Source organism: Kitasatospora sp. NBC_01302 (assembly GCF_035976515.1).
Classification (GTDB): Bacteria; Actinomycetota; Actinomycetes; order Streptomycetales; family Streptomycetaceae; genus Kitasatospora.
Genome location: NZ_CP108404.1, coordinates 8758134 through 8776524 on the forward strand (window position 1 = coordinate 8758134; position 18391 = coordinate 8776524).

Annotated in this window: 18 protein-coding genes and 3 pseudogenes; 7 read left to right on the forward strand and 14 right to left on the reverse strand. The window is 72.8% G+C overall.

Features of this window, described 5'->3' with window-relative positions:
• Positions 1-12 precede the first annotated feature (12 nt).
• Complete coding sequence (locus tag OG294_RS38100) at positions 13-1473, forward strand: hypothetical protein (protein WP_327071152.1); 1461 nt, start codon at positions 13-15, stop codon at positions 1471-1473.
• 15 nt (positions 1474-1488) lie between these two features.
• Here the strand turns inward: OG294_RS38100 and OG294_RS38105 are convergent, their stop codons facing one another.
• From OG294_RS38105 to OG294_RS38120, 4 genes and pseudogenes are all read right to left on the reverse strand, one after another.
• Positions 1489-2160, reverse strand: coding sequence for a class I SAM-dependent methyltransferase (locus OG294_RS38105; protein WP_327071153.1), 672 nt, complete (start codon positions 2158-2160; stop codon positions 1489-1491).
• Positions 2157-2807 (reverse strand): TIGR04282 family arsenosugar biosynthesis glycosyltransferase, encoded by a 651-nt coding sequence (locus OG294_RS38110; RefSeq protein ID WP_442789389.1) that lies wholly within the window; start codon positions 2805-2807, stop codon positions 2157-2159. Before OG294_RS38110 ends, OG294_RS38105 begins: the two co-directional genes overlap by 4 nt.
• Positions 2787-3500: pseudogene (locus tag OG294_RS38115) on the reverse strand (glycosyltransferase family 2 protein); the annotation flags it as partial. The pseudogene OG294_RS38115 and the gene OG294_RS38110, both read right to left, overlap by 21 nt.
• Before the next feature lie 134 nt (positions 3501-3634).
• Positions 3635-4690 (reverse strand): NAD-dependent epimerase/dehydratase family protein, encoded by a 1056-nt coding sequence (locus OG294_RS38120; RefSeq protein WP_327071154.1) that lies wholly within the window; start codon positions 4688-4690, stop codon positions 3635-3637.
• Between the two features lie 746 nt (positions 4691-5436).
• On the opposite strand from OG294_RS38120, the gene OG294_RS38125 reads away from it, so the two are divergent.
• Positions 5437-6255 (forward strand): MEDS domain-containing protein, encoded by an 819-nt coding sequence (locus tag OG294_RS38125; protein WP_327071155.1) that lies wholly within the window; start codon positions 5437-5439, stop codon positions 6253-6255.
• Positions 6252-7220, forward strand: coding sequence for a sensor histidine kinase (locus OG294_RS38130; protein WP_327071156.1), 969 nt, complete (start codon positions 6252-6254; stop codon positions 7218-7220). Before OG294_RS38125 ends, OG294_RS38130 begins: the two co-directional genes overlap by 4 nt.
• A gap of 95 nt (positions 7221-7315) precedes the next feature.
• Here OG294_RS38130 and OG294_RS38135 read toward each other — a convergent pair whose 3' ends face one another.
• Complete coding sequence (locus OG294_RS38135; RefSeq protein ID WP_327071157.1) at positions 7316-8512, reverse strand: PP2C family protein-serine/threonine phosphatase; 1197 nt, start codon at positions 8510-8512, stop codon at positions 7316-7318.
• Positions 8509-10053 carry a sensor histidine kinase gene (locus OG294_RS38140; protein WP_442789390.1) on the reverse strand — a complete coding sequence of 515 codons (1545 nt, stop codon included), beginning with the start codon at positions 10051-10053 and terminating at the stop codon, positions 8509-8511. Before OG294_RS38140 ends, OG294_RS38135 begins: the two co-directional genes overlap by 4 nt.
• A gap of 493 nt (positions 10054-10546) precedes the next feature.
• On the opposite strand from OG294_RS38140, the gene OG294_RS38145 reads away from it, so the two are divergent.
• Positions 10547-10981: a response regulator gene (locus tag OG294_RS38145; RefSeq protein WP_327071159.1), complete on the forward strand. Its 435-nt coding sequence runs from the start codon at positions 10547-10549 to the stop codon at positions 10979-10981.
• A gap of 363 nt (positions 10982-11344) precedes the next feature.
• Here OG294_RS38145 and OG294_RS38150 read toward each other — a convergent pair whose 3' ends face one another.
• From OG294_RS38150 to OG294_RS38160, 3 genes are all read right to left on the reverse strand, one after another.
• Entirely contained in the window at positions 11345-11746 is a 402-nt protein-coding gene (locus OG294_RS38150; protein ID WP_327071160.1) for an STAS domain-containing protein, read from the reverse strand.
• A gap of 216 nt (positions 11747-11962) precedes the next feature.
• Positions 11963-12448: a MarR family winged helix-turn-helix transcriptional regulator gene (locus OG294_RS38155; RefSeq protein WP_327071161.1), complete on the reverse strand. Its 486-nt coding sequence runs from the start codon at positions 12446-12448 to the stop codon at positions 11963-11965.
• 4 nt (positions 12449-12452) lie between these two features.
• Positions 12453-13697, reverse strand: a complete 1245-nt coding sequence (locus tag OG294_RS38160; RefSeq protein ID WP_327071162.1) for a PP2C family protein-serine/threonine phosphatase — start codon at positions 13695-13697, stop codon at positions 12453-12455.
• Between the two features lie 214 nt (positions 13698-13911).
• On the opposite strand from OG294_RS38160, the gene OG294_RS38165 reads away from it, so the two are divergent.
• A complete protein-coding gene (locus tag OG294_RS38165; RefSeq protein WP_327071163.1) occupies positions 13912-14322 on the forward strand; it encodes a hypothetical protein in 411 nt (136 codons plus the stop codon).
• Between the two features lie 49 nt (positions 14323-14371).
• Here the strand turns inward: OG294_RS38165 and OG294_RS38170 are convergent, their stop codons facing one another.
• The 5 genes and pseudogenes from OG294_RS38170 to OG294_RS38190 all read right to left on the reverse strand — a co-directional run.
• The gene (locus tag OG294_RS38170; protein WP_327071164.1) at positions 14372-14806 is read right to left on the reverse strand and encodes a response regulator; all 435 of its coding nucleotides are present in this window, start codon (positions 14804-14806) and stop codon (positions 14372-14374) included.
• A 374-nt stretch (positions 14807-15180) separates the two neighbouring features.
• Positions 15181-15651, reverse strand: coding sequence for an ATP-binding protein (locus OG294_RS38175; RefSeq protein ID WP_327071165.1), 471 nt, complete (start codon positions 15649-15651; stop codon positions 15181-15183).
• A gap of 93 nt (positions 15652-15744) precedes the next feature.
• On the reverse strand, positions 15745-16125 hold the full coding sequence (locus OG294_RS38180; protein WP_327071166.1) for an STAS domain-containing protein: 381 nt from the start codon (positions 16123-16125) through the stop codon (positions 15745-15747).
• 210 nt (positions 16126-16335) lie between these two features.
• Positions 16336-16662 (reverse strand): annotated as a pseudogene (locus tag OG294_RS38185) (ATP-binding protein); the annotation flags it as partial.
• Positions 16657-16947: pseudogene (locus OG294_RS38190) on the reverse strand (response regulator); the annotation flags it as partial. The pseudogenes OG294_RS38190 and OG294_RS38185, both read right to left, overlap by 6 nt.
• 418 nt (positions 16948-17365) lie before the next feature.
• Between OG294_RS38190 and OG294_RS38195 the strand changes: the two are divergent.
• Positions 17366-17584 (forward strand): hypothetical protein, encoded by a 219-nt coding sequence (locus tag OG294_RS38195; protein ID WP_327071167.1) that lies wholly within the window; start codon positions 17366-17368, stop codon positions 17582-17584.
• A gap of 123 nt (positions 17585-17707) precedes the next feature.
• Complete coding sequence (locus tag OG294_RS38200) at positions 17708-18325, forward strand: TMEM175 family protein (protein ID WP_327071168.1); 618 nt, start codon at positions 17708-17710, stop codon at positions 18323-18325.
• The last annotated feature ends 66 nt before the right edge of the window (positions 18326-18391 follow it).

An 18391-nucleotide genomic window follows, 5' to 3' on the forward strand; every position in this document is an offset into this window, starting at 1 on the left:
CAGGGTGGGCGGATGCCGACCCGTAGCGTCCTGACCTGCCTGCTCGCGCTCGCCGCCCTGGTCGCCGCCTTGGCGGCGACCGTCGCGGGAGGTGGCACGCTCGCCGACCGCAGCCCGCTGTACGCCTGGTACGCCCTGGACGCCGCCCTGTTCGCGATCAGCGTGCTGGTGCTGCGGCGGGTGCCGGGCCGGCACGTCGTGCCGCTGGTGCTTGCGGGCAGCGCGGCCGTCGCCGCGGTGGGCCTGCTGGCGCCGCCGCGCACCAGTGATGACGCCTACCGCTACGTCTGGGACGGCCGGGTGCAGGCGGCCGGTGTCTCTCCGTACGCGTACGCGCCGGATGCTCCGGTCCTCGCCCGGCTGCGGGATCCGGGACTGTTCCCGGTGACCGGCAGCTGCACCGGGTGGGACGAGCGAAGGACGGCGGCCGGCGACTGCACCCGGATCAACCGGCCCGCCGTGCACACCATCTACCCGCCCGTCGCGGAGGCGTGGTTCCTCGGCGTGCACCCCTTCGGCGGCGGCGTCCGCGGGGTGCAGGCGGCCGGTGCCCTGCTGGCGGTGGCCACCACGGCGGTGCTGCTGCTGGTCGGCGGCGGGGACCGGCGGGCCGCGCTGTGGGGCTGGTGCCCGGGGGTGAGCGTGTGGTCGGTCAACGACGCGCACATCGACACCCTCGGCGCGCTGCTGATGGCCGCGGGCCTGGGCTGCGCCGCGTGGCGCCAAGGGGAGCGGCGCGCGCCGGACCGGCCCCGCGACGGGTGGCGCAGGCCGGGGTGGCGGCGGGCCGGGGCCGGCGGCGCACTGCTCGGCGGGGCCATCGCCACCAAGCTGCTTCCGGCTCTGGCGCTGCCCGGTGCGTTGTCCGGCGTGCTGGCCCGCCGGCCGGCCCGGCGGGACCTGGTCGTCCTGGCGGCGGCGTTCGGCGCCTTCGCCGTCTCCTACCTGCCCTACCTGGCCGCCTCCGGGACCGGGGTACTGGGCTACCTGCCGGGCTATCTGCGCGAGGAAGGCTACGACGAGGGCCACATCGAGCGGTTCGGCCTGCTGCGGCTGGTGCTGCCCGACTCCCTGGCACCAGGAGCGGCGTTCCTGCTCCTGGCCGCCGTGGCCCTCGGGGTGCTGCGGCGCGGCGACCCGGCCCGCCCGTGGAGCGGCGCGCTGCTGGTGACCGGTTCGGCGTTGCTGCTGGTGGCGCCGAACTACCCCTGGTACGGGCTGCTCGTGGTGGCCCTGGTCGCGCTCGACGGACGCTGGGAGTGGTTGGCGGTGCCCGCCGCCGGCCAGGTGCTCTATCTGGCAGAGGGGGCCCTGCCGGTGCAGCAGGCCGCCTACGGTGCCGCCCTGCTCTGCGTGCTGATCGGCGCGCTGCTGCGGCGGCGGTTCGCGCCGGTGGCGACACGCGGTGACGCCGACGCGACCACGGCTGGGGCAGGCGCGGCAGGGGATGCCGCGCTGCCCGTGACCCGCTGAGCTCCTGACTGGTCGTCACCTCGGCCGGGCCGGCGTCCTCTTCCGCAGGGCGACGAAACACCGGCCGTGCGAGGTCCACCGCTCGGCCTCGGCGAGTCCGGCCGGCCGGGCACGCCGGGCCGCGGCGTCCGCACCCAGCCGCGCCCAGGCGAACGGCGGACCGACCCGCCCGTCCGGCCCCTCGACCCGGACCTCGACGCGCTCGTCGATCTCCCGGGGCTCCACCTCGACCAGCAGCAGCCCGCCCGGGGCGATCAGCTCGGCGCCGCGCCGCAGCAGCGCGTCCGGGTCGCCGCCGATCCCCAGGTTCCCGTCGGCCAGCAGCGCGGCGCCCCAACGGCCCTCGGCGGGCAGCCGGTCGAAGACCGAACGGCAGATCGCCGCGGCACCGAGCCCCCGGGTGCGCTCCACCGCGGCACCGGTGAGGTCGACGCCGAGGGCCGGTACGCCGAGCGCGAGCAGTGCGGCCACCAGGCGCCCGGGGCCGCAGCCCAGGTCCAGGACCGGTGCGGCCAGGCGGGCGCAGCGCCGCAGCAGGCTGTGGTCCGCGCCCGCGGCCGGCCCGCACCAGCGCTCGATGTCGAGGTGGATCCGGCCGCCGTCGGCGCGGCGCAGCCACAGCGGGCCCCGCCCGGTGACAACGGCCTCGACGAACGGGTCGTCGACCCACGCAGCGGTGGCCGTCACCCCGCCGCCTCCGGCGCGAGAGCGAGTGAGCGCAGGCAGTCGGCGAAGCGGCTGTCCGGTGCGGCCGCCGCGACCTGGTGCGCGTCGGGCGGGGTGTCGACGTCGGTGAGCTCGGGCAGCCGGACGACCGCCAGACCGGCGTCGGCGAGCCGGCCGAGCAGGGCGGGACCGGTGCCTGCGGTGGACATCGGCAGGTCCACCAGCAGGTGCCGGGCCAACTCCGCGGTGGGCCGGGCCAGTCCGAGGGCCCAGAAGCCGCCGTCCGTCGCGGGGCCGTACCAGGCGTCGGCCCCGGCCCGGGCGGCCGGGGAGAGGGGCTCGGCCAGCATCGGCGCGGTCAGTTGCGGGGTGTCCATGCCGACCAGCAGCGCGGGTGCGGTGGGGGCCGAGCGGGCGGCGTGCGCGAAGGCAGCCGCGAGTCTCCGGTCCAGTCCGCCGGTGGTCTGCGGGACCACCCGCCACCCGGGCGGCAGCCAGTTCCCCGGCTCGCCGTCCAGGACCAGCAGCCGCTGCCCGGCGGGGACGGTGGCGAGTGTGTGCAGGGTGTCCACGAGGGCGGCCTCGGCCAGGGCGGCGGCCTGCTCGGGTGTGCAGGGCGGGGTCAGCCGGGTCTTCACCCGCCCGGGCACCGGCGCCTTGGCGATCACCAGCAGGGTGGGCGGGGGAGCGGCGAGCACGGCGCGCATGTCGCGCACCGCCTGCCGGGTGCCACGCAGGGTGCCGGTGACCTTGGAACGTCCCGAGCGCGGCAGGTAGTCGACGGACGTCTCGGCGATCCGCATCCCGGCCGCAGCGGCGGCGAGCACCATCTCCAGCGGATATCCCGAGCGCCGGTCGCCCAGCCCGAGTGCCAGCAGGCGCTCGCGGCGCGCCGCGCGCATCGGGCCGAGGTCGTGCAGCGGCGCCCCGGTCCTGGCCCGCAGTCGGCGGGCCAGCACGGCGTTGGCCAGCCGCGCGTGCACTGGCCAGGCCCGGGCGCTGACGGGCCGTCGGCGGGCGAGCACCAGGTCGGCCGTACCGGCGGCCACAGGATCGGTGACGCGCGGGAGCTGGGCGGGATCCAGCGAGCCGTCACAGTCGAGGAAGCAGACCAGTTCGGCCCTCGCCGCGAGCAGACCCGCGTGGCAGGCGGCGCCGAAGCCGCGCCGGGGCTCCTCGACGACGGTCGCGCCCAGCGAGCGGGCCAGGTCGGCCGAGCCGTCCCGGGAGCCGTTGTCCACGACGATCGCCCGCCAGCCGGGCGGGATCCGCCCCAGGACCCAGGGCAGGGCCGTGGCCTCGTCAAGGCACGGCAGCACGACATCGACGGAGAGTGAGGGGGGAGAGATCACGTCGACCACGCTAAGGGCGGCAGGGGTCCCCGTGGCCGCAGCGACGCCTTACGGAAGTGGGACGTCGCGGTGGCCACCGGCCCGGGATGCGCCGTTCGGCCGCCACCCGTTCAGCGCCCCACCCCGTTCGGCTGCTCGCCGGCTCAGCACCGCAGCGGTGCGCCGGCGAACTCGGCCATGCCCTCCTCGAACGACACCCGTGGCCGCCAGCCGAGTTCGGCACGCAGCCGACCCGAGTCGGCGGTGATGTGCCGGACGTCGCCCAGCCGGTACTCGCCCGTGACCACCGGAGCCGGGCCGCCATGGGCGGCAGCCAGGGCCTCGGCCATCTCGCCCACCGTGTGGACGCTGCCGCTGCCGACGTTGTACGCCCTGATGCTGCCCGGCGCCCGCCCGCCCACCTCCACCAGCGCCGCCAGGTTGGCCGCGGCCACGTCCGTCACATGGACGAAGTCACGCCGCTGGCAACCGTCTTCGAACACCCGGGGGGCTTCGCCCCGGGCCAGCGCCGAGCGGAACAGCGAGGCGACCCCGGCGTACGGGGTGTCGCGTGGCATCCCCGGCCCGTAGACGTTGTGGTAGCGGAGCGTCAGGACTGTTCCCTGGCACGCCCGGGCCCAGGCGGCTGCCAGGTGTTCCTGGGCCAGCTTCGTCACGGCGTACACGTTCCGGGGATCGCCCGGTGCCTCCTCGTCCACCAGCCCGGGCCGCAGCGCGGTGCCGCAGCGCGGGCACGGCGGCTCGAACCGCCCCGCGGCCAGGTCGGCGGGGCGGCGCGGTCCGGGGGCGACGTCGCCGTGCTCCGGGCAGTGGTACCGGCCTTCGCCGTACACCACCATCGAACCGGCCAGCACCAGCCGCCGCACACCCGCCCGGGCCATCCCGGCGAGCAGGACGGCCGTCCCCAGCTCGTTGCAGCCGACGTATGCGGGCGCGTCGTCGAGGTCCAGCCCCAGACCGACCATCGCGGCCTGGTGGCAGACCGCGTCCACCCCCGCCAGCGCCCCTGCCACCACTTCGGCATCGCGCACGTCCCCCCGCACCGCCGAGCACCCCTCGGGCAGGTCCGGCAACCGCCCCGACGGGTGCACCGCAGGCAGCAGCGCATCCAGCACCCGCACCCCGTGCCCGGCCGCGACCAACTCGCGCACCACGGCCGAACCGATGAACCCGGCACCGCCGGTGACCAGAATCTCCATACGGCGACGCTATCGCCGCCCGCCCCGGTCACCGGTGCGCTGCGGTGCGACGTCAGCCTCCTGTAATCCGTCCGGCCTCGAAACGAGGGTGCGCGCTCGGGAGCGTCATGGATTCGGTGGACACCCTGATCAAGGGAGACACCGATGAGCTCGCTGACCGCACCGTCTCGATGATGGTCCGCGCCGTCGGCCTGCTGCCCCTGCACGGAGAGGGTGTGCGGGCCGTCGACCGTGAGGTCGTAGACCGCCTGGGCCGCGATGCCGGTTCGGGTCCGCGGGCCGGCCACCGGGTGGCTGGTGCCGTCCGGGCTGCGCAGCAGCTTGCCGAGCCGCTGGACGCTCGGATTCCGAGGCCGGGCGACGATCGGGCCGACGCCATGGCGGTGCGCCGGGGCCACACCCCGGACTCCCCCGACGACGACCACCCCGCCTGCACCATGGGCCGCGCCGCCGAGATGACCGGCACCACCCCGGCTTCCTGCGCTCCCTTGGCGCACAGGGCCTCATCGGCCCCGTCGAGCACCGGCTCGAAGAAGCCCTGCGGATCAACGAGCAGTTCCGCCACCCGCAACCCGGCCGGCAACCCGCCGCTGACCACCGGACCCGGCTCCCCGTCCGGCCGCCGGAGCCGATCGGGAGCAGCCCCACGGGTCCGGCCCGGCCGGGACCCCTCGCCGTCCCGAGCCGCACAGCGGTGTGTTGGCCTCCGATAGGATGCCGTCGGGGACGGGCGAAGGAGGACGCGGGTGAGGAGCGCACGTGCTGTGCCGACCCTCGATCCGGTCGAGACCGGCGACCACGTCTGCTGGTTGGTCGACTCGGACGACGACTTCAACGTCACCGCCCGCGCGTTCGCCGCCGATGGCGCGCTGTTCGGCGACAAGGTGCTTGTCATCGGAGCCCCCGAGGCCCGCTGGTCGCAAGCCGGTGTGCCGCAGGGCATCGTCGTCGATCCTGCGGTGGAGCGCGCGGACGAGGCCGGGTGGGACGCGGCGGCGATGCTCGGGATGGTGCGCCGCGAGGCGGACACCGCATGTCGCCAGGGCTTTCGGGCGCTGCGGGTGCTGGCACAGATGGACCGCGTCTGGCCCGGCGGGGCGAGCCCGCAGGAGGTCGCCCGGCACGAACTGGGCCTGGACGACCTGGTGGCCGCCGGAACGGCCCTCGTGGTCTGCGCCTACCACCGGGGCAGCTTCGACCCGGCAGCTCTGGAGCAGGCCGCCGGTGTACATCCGCAGCAACTGGGAATGCGACGGTTGATGCCTGGCTTTCGGATGTTCAGTGCGGGAAGGAACTGCTGGAGTGTGAGCGGCGTGGTGGACTCGGAAGGTGCCGCGATCTTCCGGACGGCCATGGGTGAACTGGTCGCCCGATCCACCACAGTGCGACTGCGGTGCGAGGACCTGGAGCTGATGGACGCTGCCGGCATGCGAGCCCTGGCCGAGGCGGCGCGCGAGGTTCCCGGTCACAGGATCGTCCTGGAGGGCGCCAACGACACGGTCCGTCGCTGCTGGTCGCTGCTCGGTTACGACGTGCCGCAGATCCCGGTGGAGCTGGCGCCATGAGCGAGAGCAGCACCACGACCGCCGGGGCCGGCACGAGCGAGTCCGCCTTCCGGCACGAGCTTTACCCCTACGACGGCGACGCGCAGTTCCTCACCGGCGCCATGTCCTTCATCGACGACGCCCACGCCGGCAGCGAGCTCGTCCTGGTGGCGGTCGCCGAACCGAAGGAACGCATGCTGCGCACCGAGCTGGAGGGCACCGGGGCGGCAGCCGGCGTCTCCTTCCTCGACGCCGGAGCGCTCGGCCGCAACCCCGGGCGCCTGATCCCCGCCTGGCGGGACTGGATCGCCAAGCGCGCCGCCGAGGGGCACTCGATCCGCGGGATCAGCGAGCTTCCGTGGAGCGACCGTTCCCCGGCGGAGAGCGGCGAACTGCACTACCACGAGTGGCTGCTGAACCTGGCGTTCGCGCAGTCGCCCGCCTGGTGGCTGCTCTGCCCCTACGACACCGCCGCCCTGGAGCCCGCCGTACTGGAAACGGCCGGTCGCTGCCACCCGCTGCTCCTCCGCGAGGGTGCCCACGGTCCCAACAGCGCGTTCGTCGACGAGCCCTACGCTTTTGCCGAGCTCACCGCCCCGTGCGACCCCTGCCAGGAGCTCCTCTACCAGAAGGGCGAACTGGCAACAGTACGGGCCAAGATCACGACCTGTGCGACCCAGCACGGTCTGGAAGGCTCGCGCCTTCGCGAGCTGCTGACCGCTGCCTGCGAGGTCGCCACCAACAGCATCAAGTACGGCGGTGGCCGGGGCACCCTGCGGACCTGGGTGGAGGGCGACGCCCTGATCTGTGAGTTCCACGACTCCGGTCACATCCAGGATCCCCTGGTCGGCCGGAGCAGGCCGACCATCGACCAGAGCGGGGGCCGCGGGCTCTGGCTGGTCCAGCAGCTCTGCGACCTCGTCCAGATCCGCTCCACCCCCGAGAGCGGCACCACCATCCGGCTGCACACCGCTCTGTCCTCCTAGCCCGTCCCCCGGTGTCCGGCCGCTCGCCCCCCGAGCCCCCGTCGCCGGAGGGGCGCCCGGTGACCGGGCGCGCTGCGGCGGGCCGGACAATGGCACTAGTTCCAGGTGAGGTGGAGGACAGCCATGTCGTCGGCGTGGCGGCCGGCGTTGAGTGCCCTGGCGCTGTCGACCAGGTGGTCCAGGAGCTCGTCGGGTGCCCTGCTCGGAGCGGTCCTGACGAGGTCGATGAGGCCGGCGGTGCCCAGCCGTTCGTTTCCGTGGCCGGTGCGGCCTTCGTTGAGGCCGTCGGTGTAGAGGAGCAGAGCAGCGCCCGAGGGCAGGTGCGCCCGGCTCGGTGTCCATTTCGCCAGGCCGGGGACGATGCCCAGGGCGATTCCGTGGGCCGCGGGCAGTTCAGCGGCTTCGGTCTGTTCGAGCAGCAGCGGTTCGTGGTGGCCGGCCAGGTGGATGGTCAGGGAGCCTGTGCTCGGGTCGAGTTCGAGGGTGCTGCAGGTGGCGAACATGTCCTCGCGTGGGCGCTCGGCCACGAGCACCTGTTCGAGCAGATCCAGCAGGTCGATCCCGCGATGCCCGGCCAGCACCAAGGCGCGCCAGGTGATGCGCAGGCAGACGCCGAGCGCCGCCTCGTCGGCCCCGTGGCCGCTGACGTCGCCGATGACGGCGTGTACGAGGCCGTCGCGGGTCTGTACGACGTCGAGGAAGTCGCCTCCGAGCAGGGCCCGTTCGCGGCCGGGCAGGTAGCGGGTGGTCGCGGCGACCGGCGAGCCGGCGAGCAGGGGGGCGGGCAGCAGCCCGCGTTCGAGGCGGGCGTTCTCCTGGGCGTGCAGGCGGTTCTCGCGCAGTTCGGCGCTGGCGCGCTCCGCCTGCTTGCGGTGGACCGCGTACCGGACCACGCGGGCGAGCAGGTCCGGGGTCACCTGCCCCTTGACCAGGTAGTCCTGGGCGCCGCCGGCGACCGCGCGCTCCCCGGCGGCGGCTTCCGCCAGACCGGTGAGCACGACGATCGCGGTGGTGGGACAGGCGGCCTCGACGGCTTGGATCGCGCTGAGGCCGGAGGCGTCGGGCAGGTGCAGGTCCAGCAGGACGCAGTCCGGCTTGGTGGTGGCGAGGGCGGGCAGTGCGGTGCCCAGGGTCTGCTTCCAGTCGATGGTGTGTGTGAGGCCGGTGTCGGCGAGGAGTTCTTCGACGAGCAACGCGTCCCCGGCGTCGTCCTCGATCACCGTGATCCGGTAGTTGGTGGCGACGTCGGCCGGCGTCGCCACCGTGTTGGAACCCGACAGCGGTGGGATCATCGCAGTCGCTCCGCCTGCTCGTCGGCTGCCGGCTGTGCGGTCTGCTGACGCGACGCCGACTCGGCGGCGTCGGTGTGCTGGTCCCTCGGCTCGGCGGCCAGGCTGAAGCGCACGCGGGTGCCCTCGGTGTGGTCGGTGTCGATGTCGATGGTGCCGCCGTGGAACTCGACGATCTTCTTGCACATCGCGAGGCCGATGCCGTTGCCCGAGTACTCCTCGCGGGTGTGCAGCCGCTGGAAGATCACGAAGATGCGCTCGGCGTACTCGGCGCTGATGCCGATGCCGTTGTCGGTCACGGCGAAGTGCCACAGGTCGCCGTCGCGGCGCGCCGACACGGCGATACGCGGGGTCCGGTCAGGGGAGCGGAACTTGATGGCGTTGCCGAGCAGGTTCTGCAGCAGCATCGTGAGCTGGGTGGTGTCGCCGGGCAGCGTGGGCAGCGGCTCGCTGGTGACGCGTGCACCGGACTCCTCGATCGCCACACTGAGCGAGTCGGTGGCGGCCTCCAGGACCTCTTCCAGGTCGACGGGTTTGTACTGGCGGTGCAGGCGGCCGACACGTGAGAACGCGAGCAGGTCGTTGATCAGGGTCTGCATGCGGTTGGCGCCGTCGACCGCGAACCCGATGTACTGGTTCGCCCGCTCGTCGAGGTTCTCCGCGTAGCGGCGTTGGAGGAGTTGGCAGAAGCTGGCGACCTTGCGCAGCGGCTCCTGGAGGTCGTGCGAGGCGACGTAGGCGAACTGCTCCAGTTCGGTGTTGGAGCGCCGCAGGTCGGTGGCCTGCTCGTCCAGCAGGGCGCGTGCCTGGTCGGCGAAGGCCAGTTCGGCGGCCAGGCGATAGCGCATCGCCTCGACGTCCGAGGCCAGCTGGCGAAGGTCGGCGGGGCCGGTGGTGGCTCCGACCGGGTGGGCGAAGTCGCCGGTGGAGACACGCCGGACGTTGCGGGAGAGCAGCGCCAGCGGGTTGGTGATGGCTCGCAGGCCGGCGAAGGCGAGGGCGAGCAGGGCCGGCACCGCCGCGGCGATGGCCGAGAAGGTCCAGTAGGTCAGTTCCTGGGCGCGGTCCAGGTCGGCCTGCGACCTGGCACGGTCGGCTGCCAGGTGGTCCTGCTGGGTCGCGGCAGCGGCCCGGATCGCGTCGAAGTCCGCCTTGGCCTGGTCGGCGTCCTGCGTGGCCCGGGCGTTCGGGGTGCCCGGTGGGGCGGTGGCGATCGGCTTGGCCACGCTGTCCTGCCAGGTCTGCACACGTGCGAGCACCGTGTCCAGGTCCGCGCGGCCGACGGCGTTCCCGGCCAGCAGGGGCCGGAGGTCCGCCACGGCGTTCTGCTCGTCGGCCACGCCGTCGGTGTAGGGCTGAAGGAAGGACGGCTGGCCGGACAGGCCGTAGCCGCGGATCCCGGTCTCCTGGTTGACCAGGGCCTCCTCCAGTCGCACCGCGGCGGTCAGAGCGGGTGTGCTCCGGTCCACCATGCTCGACGTGGCAGCGTCGGCGCGGCCCATCGCCCAGCCGCCCAGCAGGCCAAGCACCAGGAACACCGCCACGATGATCCCGATCCCGGCCGCCAGCCAGCGCTGGGTGGTCCAGCCGGACCATCTCGGGCCTGCGGTCCGCGCCCTCTGGGGCGTCGTTTGGTCTACCACCTCGGTCCCCCTCAAGGATTGCGTCCCGGCATCGGCGATGCGTGTGCAGGCTGGAACGAACCGGTACTGTACAGCCTTGACAACCGGTGTTGTCCCGTGACGGCCGACCGCCGTAGGGTGTGAGCCATGCCCGTCCGATGTTCCCGTCAGCGCTGTCCGACGAGGAGATCGGCCCTGTGCCTGGTGCATACCCTGTCCCGCCTGTAGCCGGCCGTGGGGCGCTGCAGCGGCCCCGTCCCGCCCCGCGCGGTCCGGACGGGGCTGGCTTCCCGCGGCTCGGCCGGGCGAGCCGCATGACCCGCCAGGGCGCCTGCCGTCGGCCCGGCCTCACCGCCGTCAGAAGATCCCACCGCAGAACCCCGACCCGCCACCTTCCCATGGACCGGAGCCACTGATGCCCAGTGCCCAGCACCCTCGCGACATCCTGCTCGTCGAGGACGACCTGGCCGATGCCATGCTGATCGAGGAGGCGCTGCGGGAACGAGGAGGCGCCCGTAGCATCGTCCGGGTACCCGACGGCCTTGCCGCCCTCGAACGACTGCGCGACCCCGCCATCGCCGCACCCGACCTGATCGTCCTCGACCTCAACATGCCCCGGATGAACGGCCGCGAACTGCTCGGCGTGCTGAAGGCGGACGACGAGCTGAAGATCATCCCAACCGTCGTCCTGACCACCTCGGGCGCCCCCGACGACGTGTCGGCCGCATACCGGAACCACAGCAACGCCTACATCACCAAGCCGGTCAATCTCGACGACTTCATCCAAGCCGTCCACAATATCGACACTTTCTTCCTAGATACCGTCACATCCCCGCGTTCCGACCGCTGAAGTGCCCGGACGGCCAGCTCGCCGAGCCTGGCGCGGGCCGGGTCCCTCGACGCGGACGCGGTGGCCGTCGCGAGTCGTGGCCGCACCCGGGCGGCGGATCGGTGCACCCCCGACTCGTCCTGCGAAGTAGGCCCTTCGGCGGGTGCGTGTGGAGGACGAACGCGCAGTGCCTGCCTGCCCTGAGGTTTCTGACGCTCAGTCATGGACCGCCGTGATATTTTGCGCGTCGTGCAGCTTCGGTACGGCTTCCGCCTGTACCCGAACGGGCCACGGGTGCACTGAGCTGGCAGGGGTGTTCGGGTGTGCGAGGGTGGTCTGCAACGGTGCCCTCCGGGCTCGTGGAGCAAGGGAGGAGAGCGGAAGTCAACCGACCACCTCGACCGCAGCGGCCAGACCAAGGACCGGCCCGGTCCCGGTGAGCTGCAGCAGCCTGCGGACCACGGCGGACGGTCGTTCGAGATGGAAGGCGGCCGACTCGCCGGTGACACGGCGCGCGACGCGGAGCAGCGCGCTGAGGCCGGCGCAGTCGCAGAAGTCCACGGCCGACAGATCGATGATCGCCACGCGCGGACGGTGGATCAGAGCCTGCGCAACCGCCTCGGCGAGCTGCGGGGAGGTGTCCAGATCGAGGTCTCCGCTCAGGTCGATCCGCACCACCGGTCCGATCACGGCGAGGCCGACGGTCAGCAGCGGGTCGCCGTCGGCCTTGCGCACCGGTGCCGGCCACTGCAGGACGCTCCGCGAGGGTCTCAGTTGTTCGGCCATGCCGGCCTCCCTTCACCGGGCGCCCAGGGGCACCCGGGGTCGCGCGCTGCGGCGCTTGCCATCCTAGGGGCAACAGTTGCTATTCAACAACATTCCACTCGTGGCAACGGTTCGTCGGTGCACCGGGCATCACCGAGGGTCAACCGGCTGGTGGCTGTGCCCACTTGTCCCCGCTCCGGTCGCCGCCGGAGCCTGACCGCGCAGGGCGGCCGCGCGCTACGCGGTGCGCGAGGCGTTCGCAGGCGCGTCCTCGCGGCGGTCGCCCGCGGCTGACCGGAAGGCCTCGAGGCCGGTGATCAGGGCCCGCCGGGCGGCGGGCGTCATGGCGGCGAGCACTTGCTCCAACTCCTGCTCGCGGCGGACGCGCAGATCCGCCAGAAACGCCCGCCCGACCGGAGTCAGATGAAGCCCCAGTTCACGACGGCTGACGGCGCTCGGCGTGCGCTGCACGAATCCGACCGCCTCCAGTCGGTCGCAGAGCCGGCTGACCGACGACGGGAGCGAGCCCAACTGGTCGGTCAGGGCTCGTAGGTTCATGCCCTCGTTCGCCTCGAGGACGTAGAGAACTCGCAGTTGGGAGACTGACACCGGCGCGGCCGACAAATCGCGGCCGCCGCCCCAGAGCACCTCCAGCAGTTCCACCACCGATGAGGCGATGGCAGGGCCGTCCGTGCGATGCGGGAGTGGGGCGGCGGGTTCCATGGAGTCAGTCTGACACCCCGGAAGCACAACGCGGGCGTTCACTGCGATCCTCTCCCTCCTCTGTGCGGTCCGGCCGGCCGAACCAATCGAGGCAGACCACCAACGCGTCGTCGGCCGGGGACTCGCCCCGGTGCCGGACGAGCTCGCTGAGGACCCTGCGCGGCACGTCTGCGGCGGGCAGCATCCGGACGGCCCGAATGGCCCGTGCGAGGGCACGCCCATCGCTTCGCGCCCCGTCGCCGGCCACCGCGTGGACACCGTCGCTGACGAAGACCAGACGGTCGCCGGGCAGGACCTGGATCCGCTGCGTTGCGTAGGGTGTGTCGTCCGCGAGGCCGAGAGGCAGCTGGGCCTCGAACGGGATGCGCTCGATCAGGCCGTCACGCAGCCGCAACAGCTCGGGTGAGCCGGCGTCGACGATCTCCACCAGTCCGCTGTCGAGGTGGAACTCCAGCAGCAGGACCGAGACGTGGGCGCGGCCACGGTACTGCCCGTACACCGCCTGGTCCGCCAGGGCGGCCTGGTCCGCCAGGCCGACCCCGGCCCGGCGCGCGTTGCGCAGAGCGCTGGTGGCGAGGTTGGTCAGCAGTGAGGCCTCGATCCCCTCGCCCATCCCGTTGGTGATGGTCAAGGTGAGCCGGTCACCGGTGGCCGACCAGTCGACGCTGTCGCCGTGGACGGCGTACGCGGGCTCCAGCTGCGCGCCGATGGCGTACTCGGCGCGGGAGCACGCCCGGGCCGGCAGCAGCTGCCACTGCATCTCGGCCGCCAAGGTGAGGCGATCCTTGCGGCGCGCCTGCAGGTACAGGTCGGTGTCGCGCTCGGCCACGACGATCTGGTGGCCCAACATCTCGGCCACCTCGGCGAGTTCGTCGCGCAGTTCCGCGGTCAGCCTGTCCGCGTCCAGCGCGAGGCTGAGCACACCGAGGCGGTCACCGCGCACCGAAACCGGCAGGTGGAGCAGCGTCGCAGGTTGGCCGCCCCGGGGCGGCCGCTGATCCGCCAGGGGTTCGGCGTACGGCCGTTGCGTTCCGAAGGCCCGACCGGCTGCACCCGCGTGCACCGCCAGCGGCGGTGCGGTGCGCGGCAGACCGGACACCGGTTGCAGGACGGTCATGCTGTAGTCGGCCATGAGCAGTTGGACGTCGAAAACCCCGTACGGGGCGAGGCTCGCGGTGAGGGCGCCCAGCAGCGCGTGCGGTGCTGCGGCGCGCAGTGCCCGCTCCACGGCGTAGAGATCAGCGGTCATCCCGGGTGTTCTTCTCTTCGAAATGTCAGTCGATCCGACCGGCCCGGCACGACCTGCCCCGCCGACTCCCGATCCGCCGTGCCAGACGCCCGGGCACAGCGGACCACCGAGCGGGCAGGACCACCGGATGGGCGGCATGGCGCAGAACACCATACAGCCAAAGTGACAACCCAGGTTGTCACTCCGAAGGAAGGGGACCCGGTAAGCTGCGCCCATGTCGCCTGCCCAGTTCTCCCGGTTGATGAGCGAGGAACAGATCGCCGCGCTCGCCGACGTGGCGGTGGCGGACCTGGCCTCCCGACTGGCTGCGCGGGCCTTCCGGCCGCTCCCGCCGGAGACGGCGCCCGACACCCCCGCAGACCCGGATCCGGCGCCGGCCTGGGCCCCGGCCAAGGGCAACGCCCTGGCACGGCTGCACACCTTGCTGCACCTGCAGCGTGCGGTGGAGCGCCTCACCGACCAGGCTGCGCGCGAGGCGGCCGAGGCGGGGGCCGGCTACCCGCAGCTCGGCGACGCGTTCGAAATAAGCCGTCAGGGCGCTCGCAAGCGCTGGCCGGGCCTGGTCGCGTCGCCGGGTCGCCCGGGCGGCGACGCGGGGCAGTGGGCAACTCGGCCCGCGCAGTGACCGGTTGGGGGCCGCGGCGGCGTCCTGGTCGCCCGCCCCCGGGCCCGGTTCATATCTGCGGCAGCACTGCGGCGGTCTCCAGGTAGAACGTGTCGATGCTCTGCACGGCGTGGGTGAAGTCGTCGAGGTTGACCGGCTTGGTGACATAGGCGTTGGCGTGGCCGCGGTAGGCGCCTGAGACGTCGTTGGGTGCGCCGGAGGTGGTCAGGACAACCACCGGGATGGCTCGGAAGAGGTCGTCGCCCTTCAGGACGGCGAGGAGTTCGCGGCCGTTCATCCGGGGCATGTTGAGGTCCAAGATGATCAGGTCGGGCAGCGGGCGGACCGCGCGCAGGTGCTCCAGGGCTGCGACACCGTCCTCGGCGCGGGTGATCGTGCGCGCGGTCCCCTGGTCGAAGAGGGCCTCCTCGATGAGCATCGCGTCGGCATGGTCGTCCTCGACCAGCAGGACGCGGTAGGACTTTTCGGGACCGAGCTGGGACATCAGGTACTCCGGTCGTCGGCATGTCGGTGCTGCGAACTGGCGGTGAGCCCGGCCGCGGTGGCCGGCGGGGGAGGACCGCAGAAGCGCGGGTCTCCCTGGCCGGGCGACTTCATCCCGAGGTCGGCGGACCGATTCCCGCTCGGGCGGGAGGAGACCGTGGGCGGCAGCATGCGATCACCCTAGACTGCGTCGTGTACTCGCGACAACCAGTGTTGTCGCGAGTACACCTGCCCGACACGGGAACCACGAGCCCCCTGGGAGAGGCCGCCACACCCTTCGGACGGCCCGGACAGGCATCGCGCTCGGCGAAGCCCACGGACGTCGACTGCTTCGCCGATCATCTGACGAACCTCGGCCTCACGGCGCGGGAGGGATCAGAGCCTGGGGATGTCGAACTCGGCCCACACGGACTTGCCCGGGCCGTCGGCGCGTGGCGTGGTTCCCCAGCGGCTGGCCAACAGCGCGACGGTGTGCAGCCCGTGGCCACCGAGCTGCCCCGGGGAGTGCGGGAGACGGGGCTGTGGCGGCGTCGTGAGGCCGTCCAGCACGTCGATGCGCAGCAGCTCCCCGCTCGCACGCAGGACCAGCTGGTCAGGCCCGTCGGCATGCCGGGAGGCATTGGTGACCAGCTCGGAGACGACGAGGAGGATGTCATCGGCGCGGGCCAGTTGGTCGGGGCTGTCGGTGGGCAGCCAGCCCCAGTCGTGGAGCGCCTGCCGGGTGTGGTCGCGGCAGCGGCCCACCGTGCCCGCGGCACCGGTCAGCGCAAAACGACGCAGTTGGCCGTGCGGCGGGAGCGAGGGCACCACCGGTTGGCCGATCGTCCGGGGGCCGCTCGCGCTCATCTTTCCTCACTCCGACAGCCGGGTACCAGGGGAACAGGTCGAACGCAGTGCCTTCGTCCGCCCGCCGACCGGAGCGGGAGACCGACGGGACGTCTACCGCAGCGCGGTGTCCAGGTCCGGGCGGATGTCGAACACGGAGTCGGCGCCGGTGATCTCGAAGACCCGGGCCACGGCGGGCTGCAGCCCGGCCAGGACGAGCGTGCTGCCGGCCTCTTCCGCGTTGCGTCGGGCCGTGAGCAGCGTGTTGAGGCCGGTCGAGTCGCAGAACGACAGGTTGCGGCAGTTGACCACCAGCCGGTCGCTGGCGGGTCGGCCCAGCGCATCGACCAGCCGCTCCCGCAGGAGGTCGATGCTGTCGTTGTCGAGTTCACCCGCCAGCGAGACCACGACGTTCCGGCCGTGGACCCGGACGTCCACTGTCAACCGGTCGGCCGCGGCCGCAGCCCCGGTGCCATCGACGGCACTGCTCTGCATGGTGCTCCTCCGCACTCAGATGGTAGCGCGGACGCCAGTCTGCCACGGCCGTACGCCGACTGGTCAGAGTCCTGCACCGTCAGCACTTCTGAAGCGGACGAACAGCGACGGTGCCGCCGCCGACGACGGCGCCGGTTCGGGCCGGGGGCAGGCTCAGGACTGCTGGTGGACGAGGAGGGCCACGTCGTCGTGGTGGCGCCGCTGTGCGCCTCAGGCACGCTCCGGCGGGGCGTCGGCCGTTGCGGGGTGGATCGGGAGGCGGACCTGGAAGCGGGTGTCGCCCGGCGCGGAGTCGAGGCGCAGGTCGCCGCCGTGCCGGTTGACGACGATGCGCCAGGAGACGTCCAGGCCCAGGCCGGTGCCCTCGCCGACGGGTTTGGTGGTGAAGAACGGGTCGAAGACCCGGCTCTGCACATCGGCGGGCACGCCGGGGCCGGTGTCGCGGAACTCGACCAGCACCTGCTCCCCGTCCCGTGCGGTCCGGACGGTGAGGGTGCCGCCGCCGGCTCCGGCGTGGTGCATGGCCCAGGCGGCGTTGAGCAGCACCCGTCTGGCCCCCGGATAGAGATCGAGCGCCTCTTCGAGAAACTCGATGCCGTTCATCCGGGGCATCCGGTAGTCCGCCAGGATCACCGCCACCGGCGCGCCCCGCAGCTTCAGCTCGCGCAGCGCCTCCAGGGCCGACGCACCGGACTCCGCGCGGACCACCCGGTGGTCGCTCCCGTAGCGACGGCGCAGGTCCCGGGCAACCGCACGGGACACCGCGGGATCGTCGTCCACGGTCATCAGCACGGTCCGCGCCGCATCAGTGACCTCAGGCATGGCCCACCATCCAGGACTGTCGCCGGCTCCAGGGGGAACAGCCCTTCCAGTGTGCTCGCCGAGCCGTGCTCCGGCCCACCACCGGCCGGTGCTGCCGTGACGACGGGCCGCCGGCCAGATCGGCGCGCTGTTCAGCCGCGCGGAGGCCCGCAGCGCATCGACGTCCGCGCCCGGGGCGCGTGTGCGGTCGGCTGCGCCCCCTGTGCGGCTCTGCTCCTTGCTCCTCAGCACCGCGGGGCGTTTTGAGCGAGGGTGCGACTGTGTCACAGTTAACGGTGTGTTTCTGAACGATTGCCTAGAGCGACAGGTCATGCCTGATTCCCTGACCTGCCTGACCGGTGAAGCCTCCCCGAATTCCGTCCCACCGGCCGCTGACGGCGGGCGCAGCGCCCCCGGACCAGTCCTGCGCGTCAAGTGCATGGGCCGCACCTACGCCATCGTGGCCACCGGCGACCATGTCGCGGTCAGCGACGTCACCGACATCACCCGCCCCCTGCCGCTGGGCAGGGCGGTCCCCCTGGGGAGCGTCCTGTGGGACATCCACGCGCCGGACGGGCGCGCCCTGCTGCGCACCGACGACTTGCTTCGCGCGCTGGTCGCACTGCGTGCGGACTACACCTCCTCGGCGAGGCGCTGAGCAGGCGGCCGAACCGCGTCGGCGCCCCTGGCACCCGGGCCTCGTGTCATCGGGTACTGCCCGGCGTGCCCGCTATGGGCCTAATGAAGGTCGTCGCCGCAGTCATCGGTCATCCTGTCGGTCGTGAACAGTGGCGAAGCGGACGAGGGCGGCTTGGAGCGGCTGGCCACTCTGTCGGACGGCATCTTCGCCATCGCCATGACGCTGCTGGTGCTCGACATCCACGTGACTCCCGGGCTGGAGGCGGTCGCCTTCCGCCGGATGGTGCACGGGCTGCTGCCGAACATCGGCGCCTACGGGCTGAGCTTCGCCATCCTCGCCGGCGTCTGGCGCGACCACCGCCGGATCCTCCAGCTCGCCGGGCCACTGGGCACGCTGTCCATGCGGCTCGCGCTTGCCGGGCTGGGCGTCATCGCGCTGCTTCCCTTTCCCACCACGATGCTGTCCGAGTACGCCTCGCAGTCCCTGGCCGTCGTCGTCTACGCGGGCACCATCATCGTCATCGACCTGCTGCAACTCGCGCTGCTCCTGTCGATCCGGCGCGGTCCGGAGCGAGCCCGTCCCTCGGACGAGCGGGTGGGCCGGAAGATCGTCATGGACCTGGGGACGAACATCGTGGTCTTCGGTGCGACGGTGCCGATCGCCTTTGCCTCGCCTTCGGCGGCGATCTGGACCTGGGTGTCCCTGCTCCCCGTCAGGATGGTGCTCGGACGGCGTGAAGCTGCCCGTGGACGTCGGTGAGCGGCGTTCGGGCAGCGCTGCGGGGCGGCCCGTGAAGGGACGGCGTTGACGGTGTGCCCGCCCGGC

Bases quoted from the DNA above. Each gene is read 5' to 3' on its own strand.
- OG294_RS38100 (WP_327071152.1), top strand. From the start codon at position 13: ATGCCGACCCGTAGCGTCCTGACCTGCCTGCTCGCGCTCGCCGCCCTG.
- OG294_RS38120 (WP_327071154.1), bottom strand. From the start codon at position 4,690: ATGGAGATTCTGGTCACCGGCGGTGCCGGGTTCATCGGTTCGGCCGTG.
- OG294_RS38130 (WP_327071156.1), top strand. From the start codon at position 6,252: ATGAGCGAGAGCAGCACCACGACCGCCGGGGCCGGCACGAGCGAGTCC.
- OG294_RS38135 (WP_327071157.1), bottom strand. From the start codon at position 8,512: ATGATCCCACCGCTGTCGGGTTCCAACACGGTGGCGACGCCGGCCGAC.
- OG294_RS38145 (WP_327071159.1), top strand. From the start codon at position 10,547: ATGCCCAGTGCCCAGCACCCTCGCGACATCCTGCTCGTCGAGGACGAC.
- OG294_RS38150 (WP_327071160.1), bottom strand. From the start codon at position 11,746: ATGGCCGAACAACTGAGACCCTCGCGGAGCGTCCTGCAGTGGCCGGCA.
- OG294_RS38155 (WP_327071161.1), bottom strand. From the start codon at position 12,448: ATGGAACCCGCCGCCCCACTCCCGCATCGCACGGACGGCCCTGCCATC.
- OG294_RS38160 (WP_327071162.1), bottom strand. From the start codon at position 13,697: ATGACCGCTGATCTCTACGCCGTGGAGCGGGCACTGCGCGCCGCAGCA.
- OG294_RS38165 (WP_327071163.1), top strand. From the start codon at position 13,912: ATGTCGCCTGCCCAGTTCTCCCGGTTGATGAGCGAGGAACAGATCGCC.
- OG294_RS38170 (WP_327071164.1), bottom strand. From the start codon at position 14,806: ATGTCCCAGCTCGGTCCCGAAAAGTCCTACCGCGTCCTGCTGGTCGAG.
- OG294_RS38175 (WP_327071165.1), bottom strand. From the start codon at position 15,651: ATGAGCGCGAGCGGCCCCCGGACGATCGGCCAACCGGTGGTGCCCTCG.
- OG294_RS38180 (WP_327071166.1), bottom strand. From the start codon at position 16,125: ATGCAGAGCAGTGCCGTCGATGGCACCGGGGCTGCGGCCGCGGCCGAC.
- OG294_RS38195 (WP_327071167.1), top strand. From the start codon at position 17,366: ATGGGCCGCACCTACGCCATCGTGGCCACCGGCGACCATGTCGCGGTC.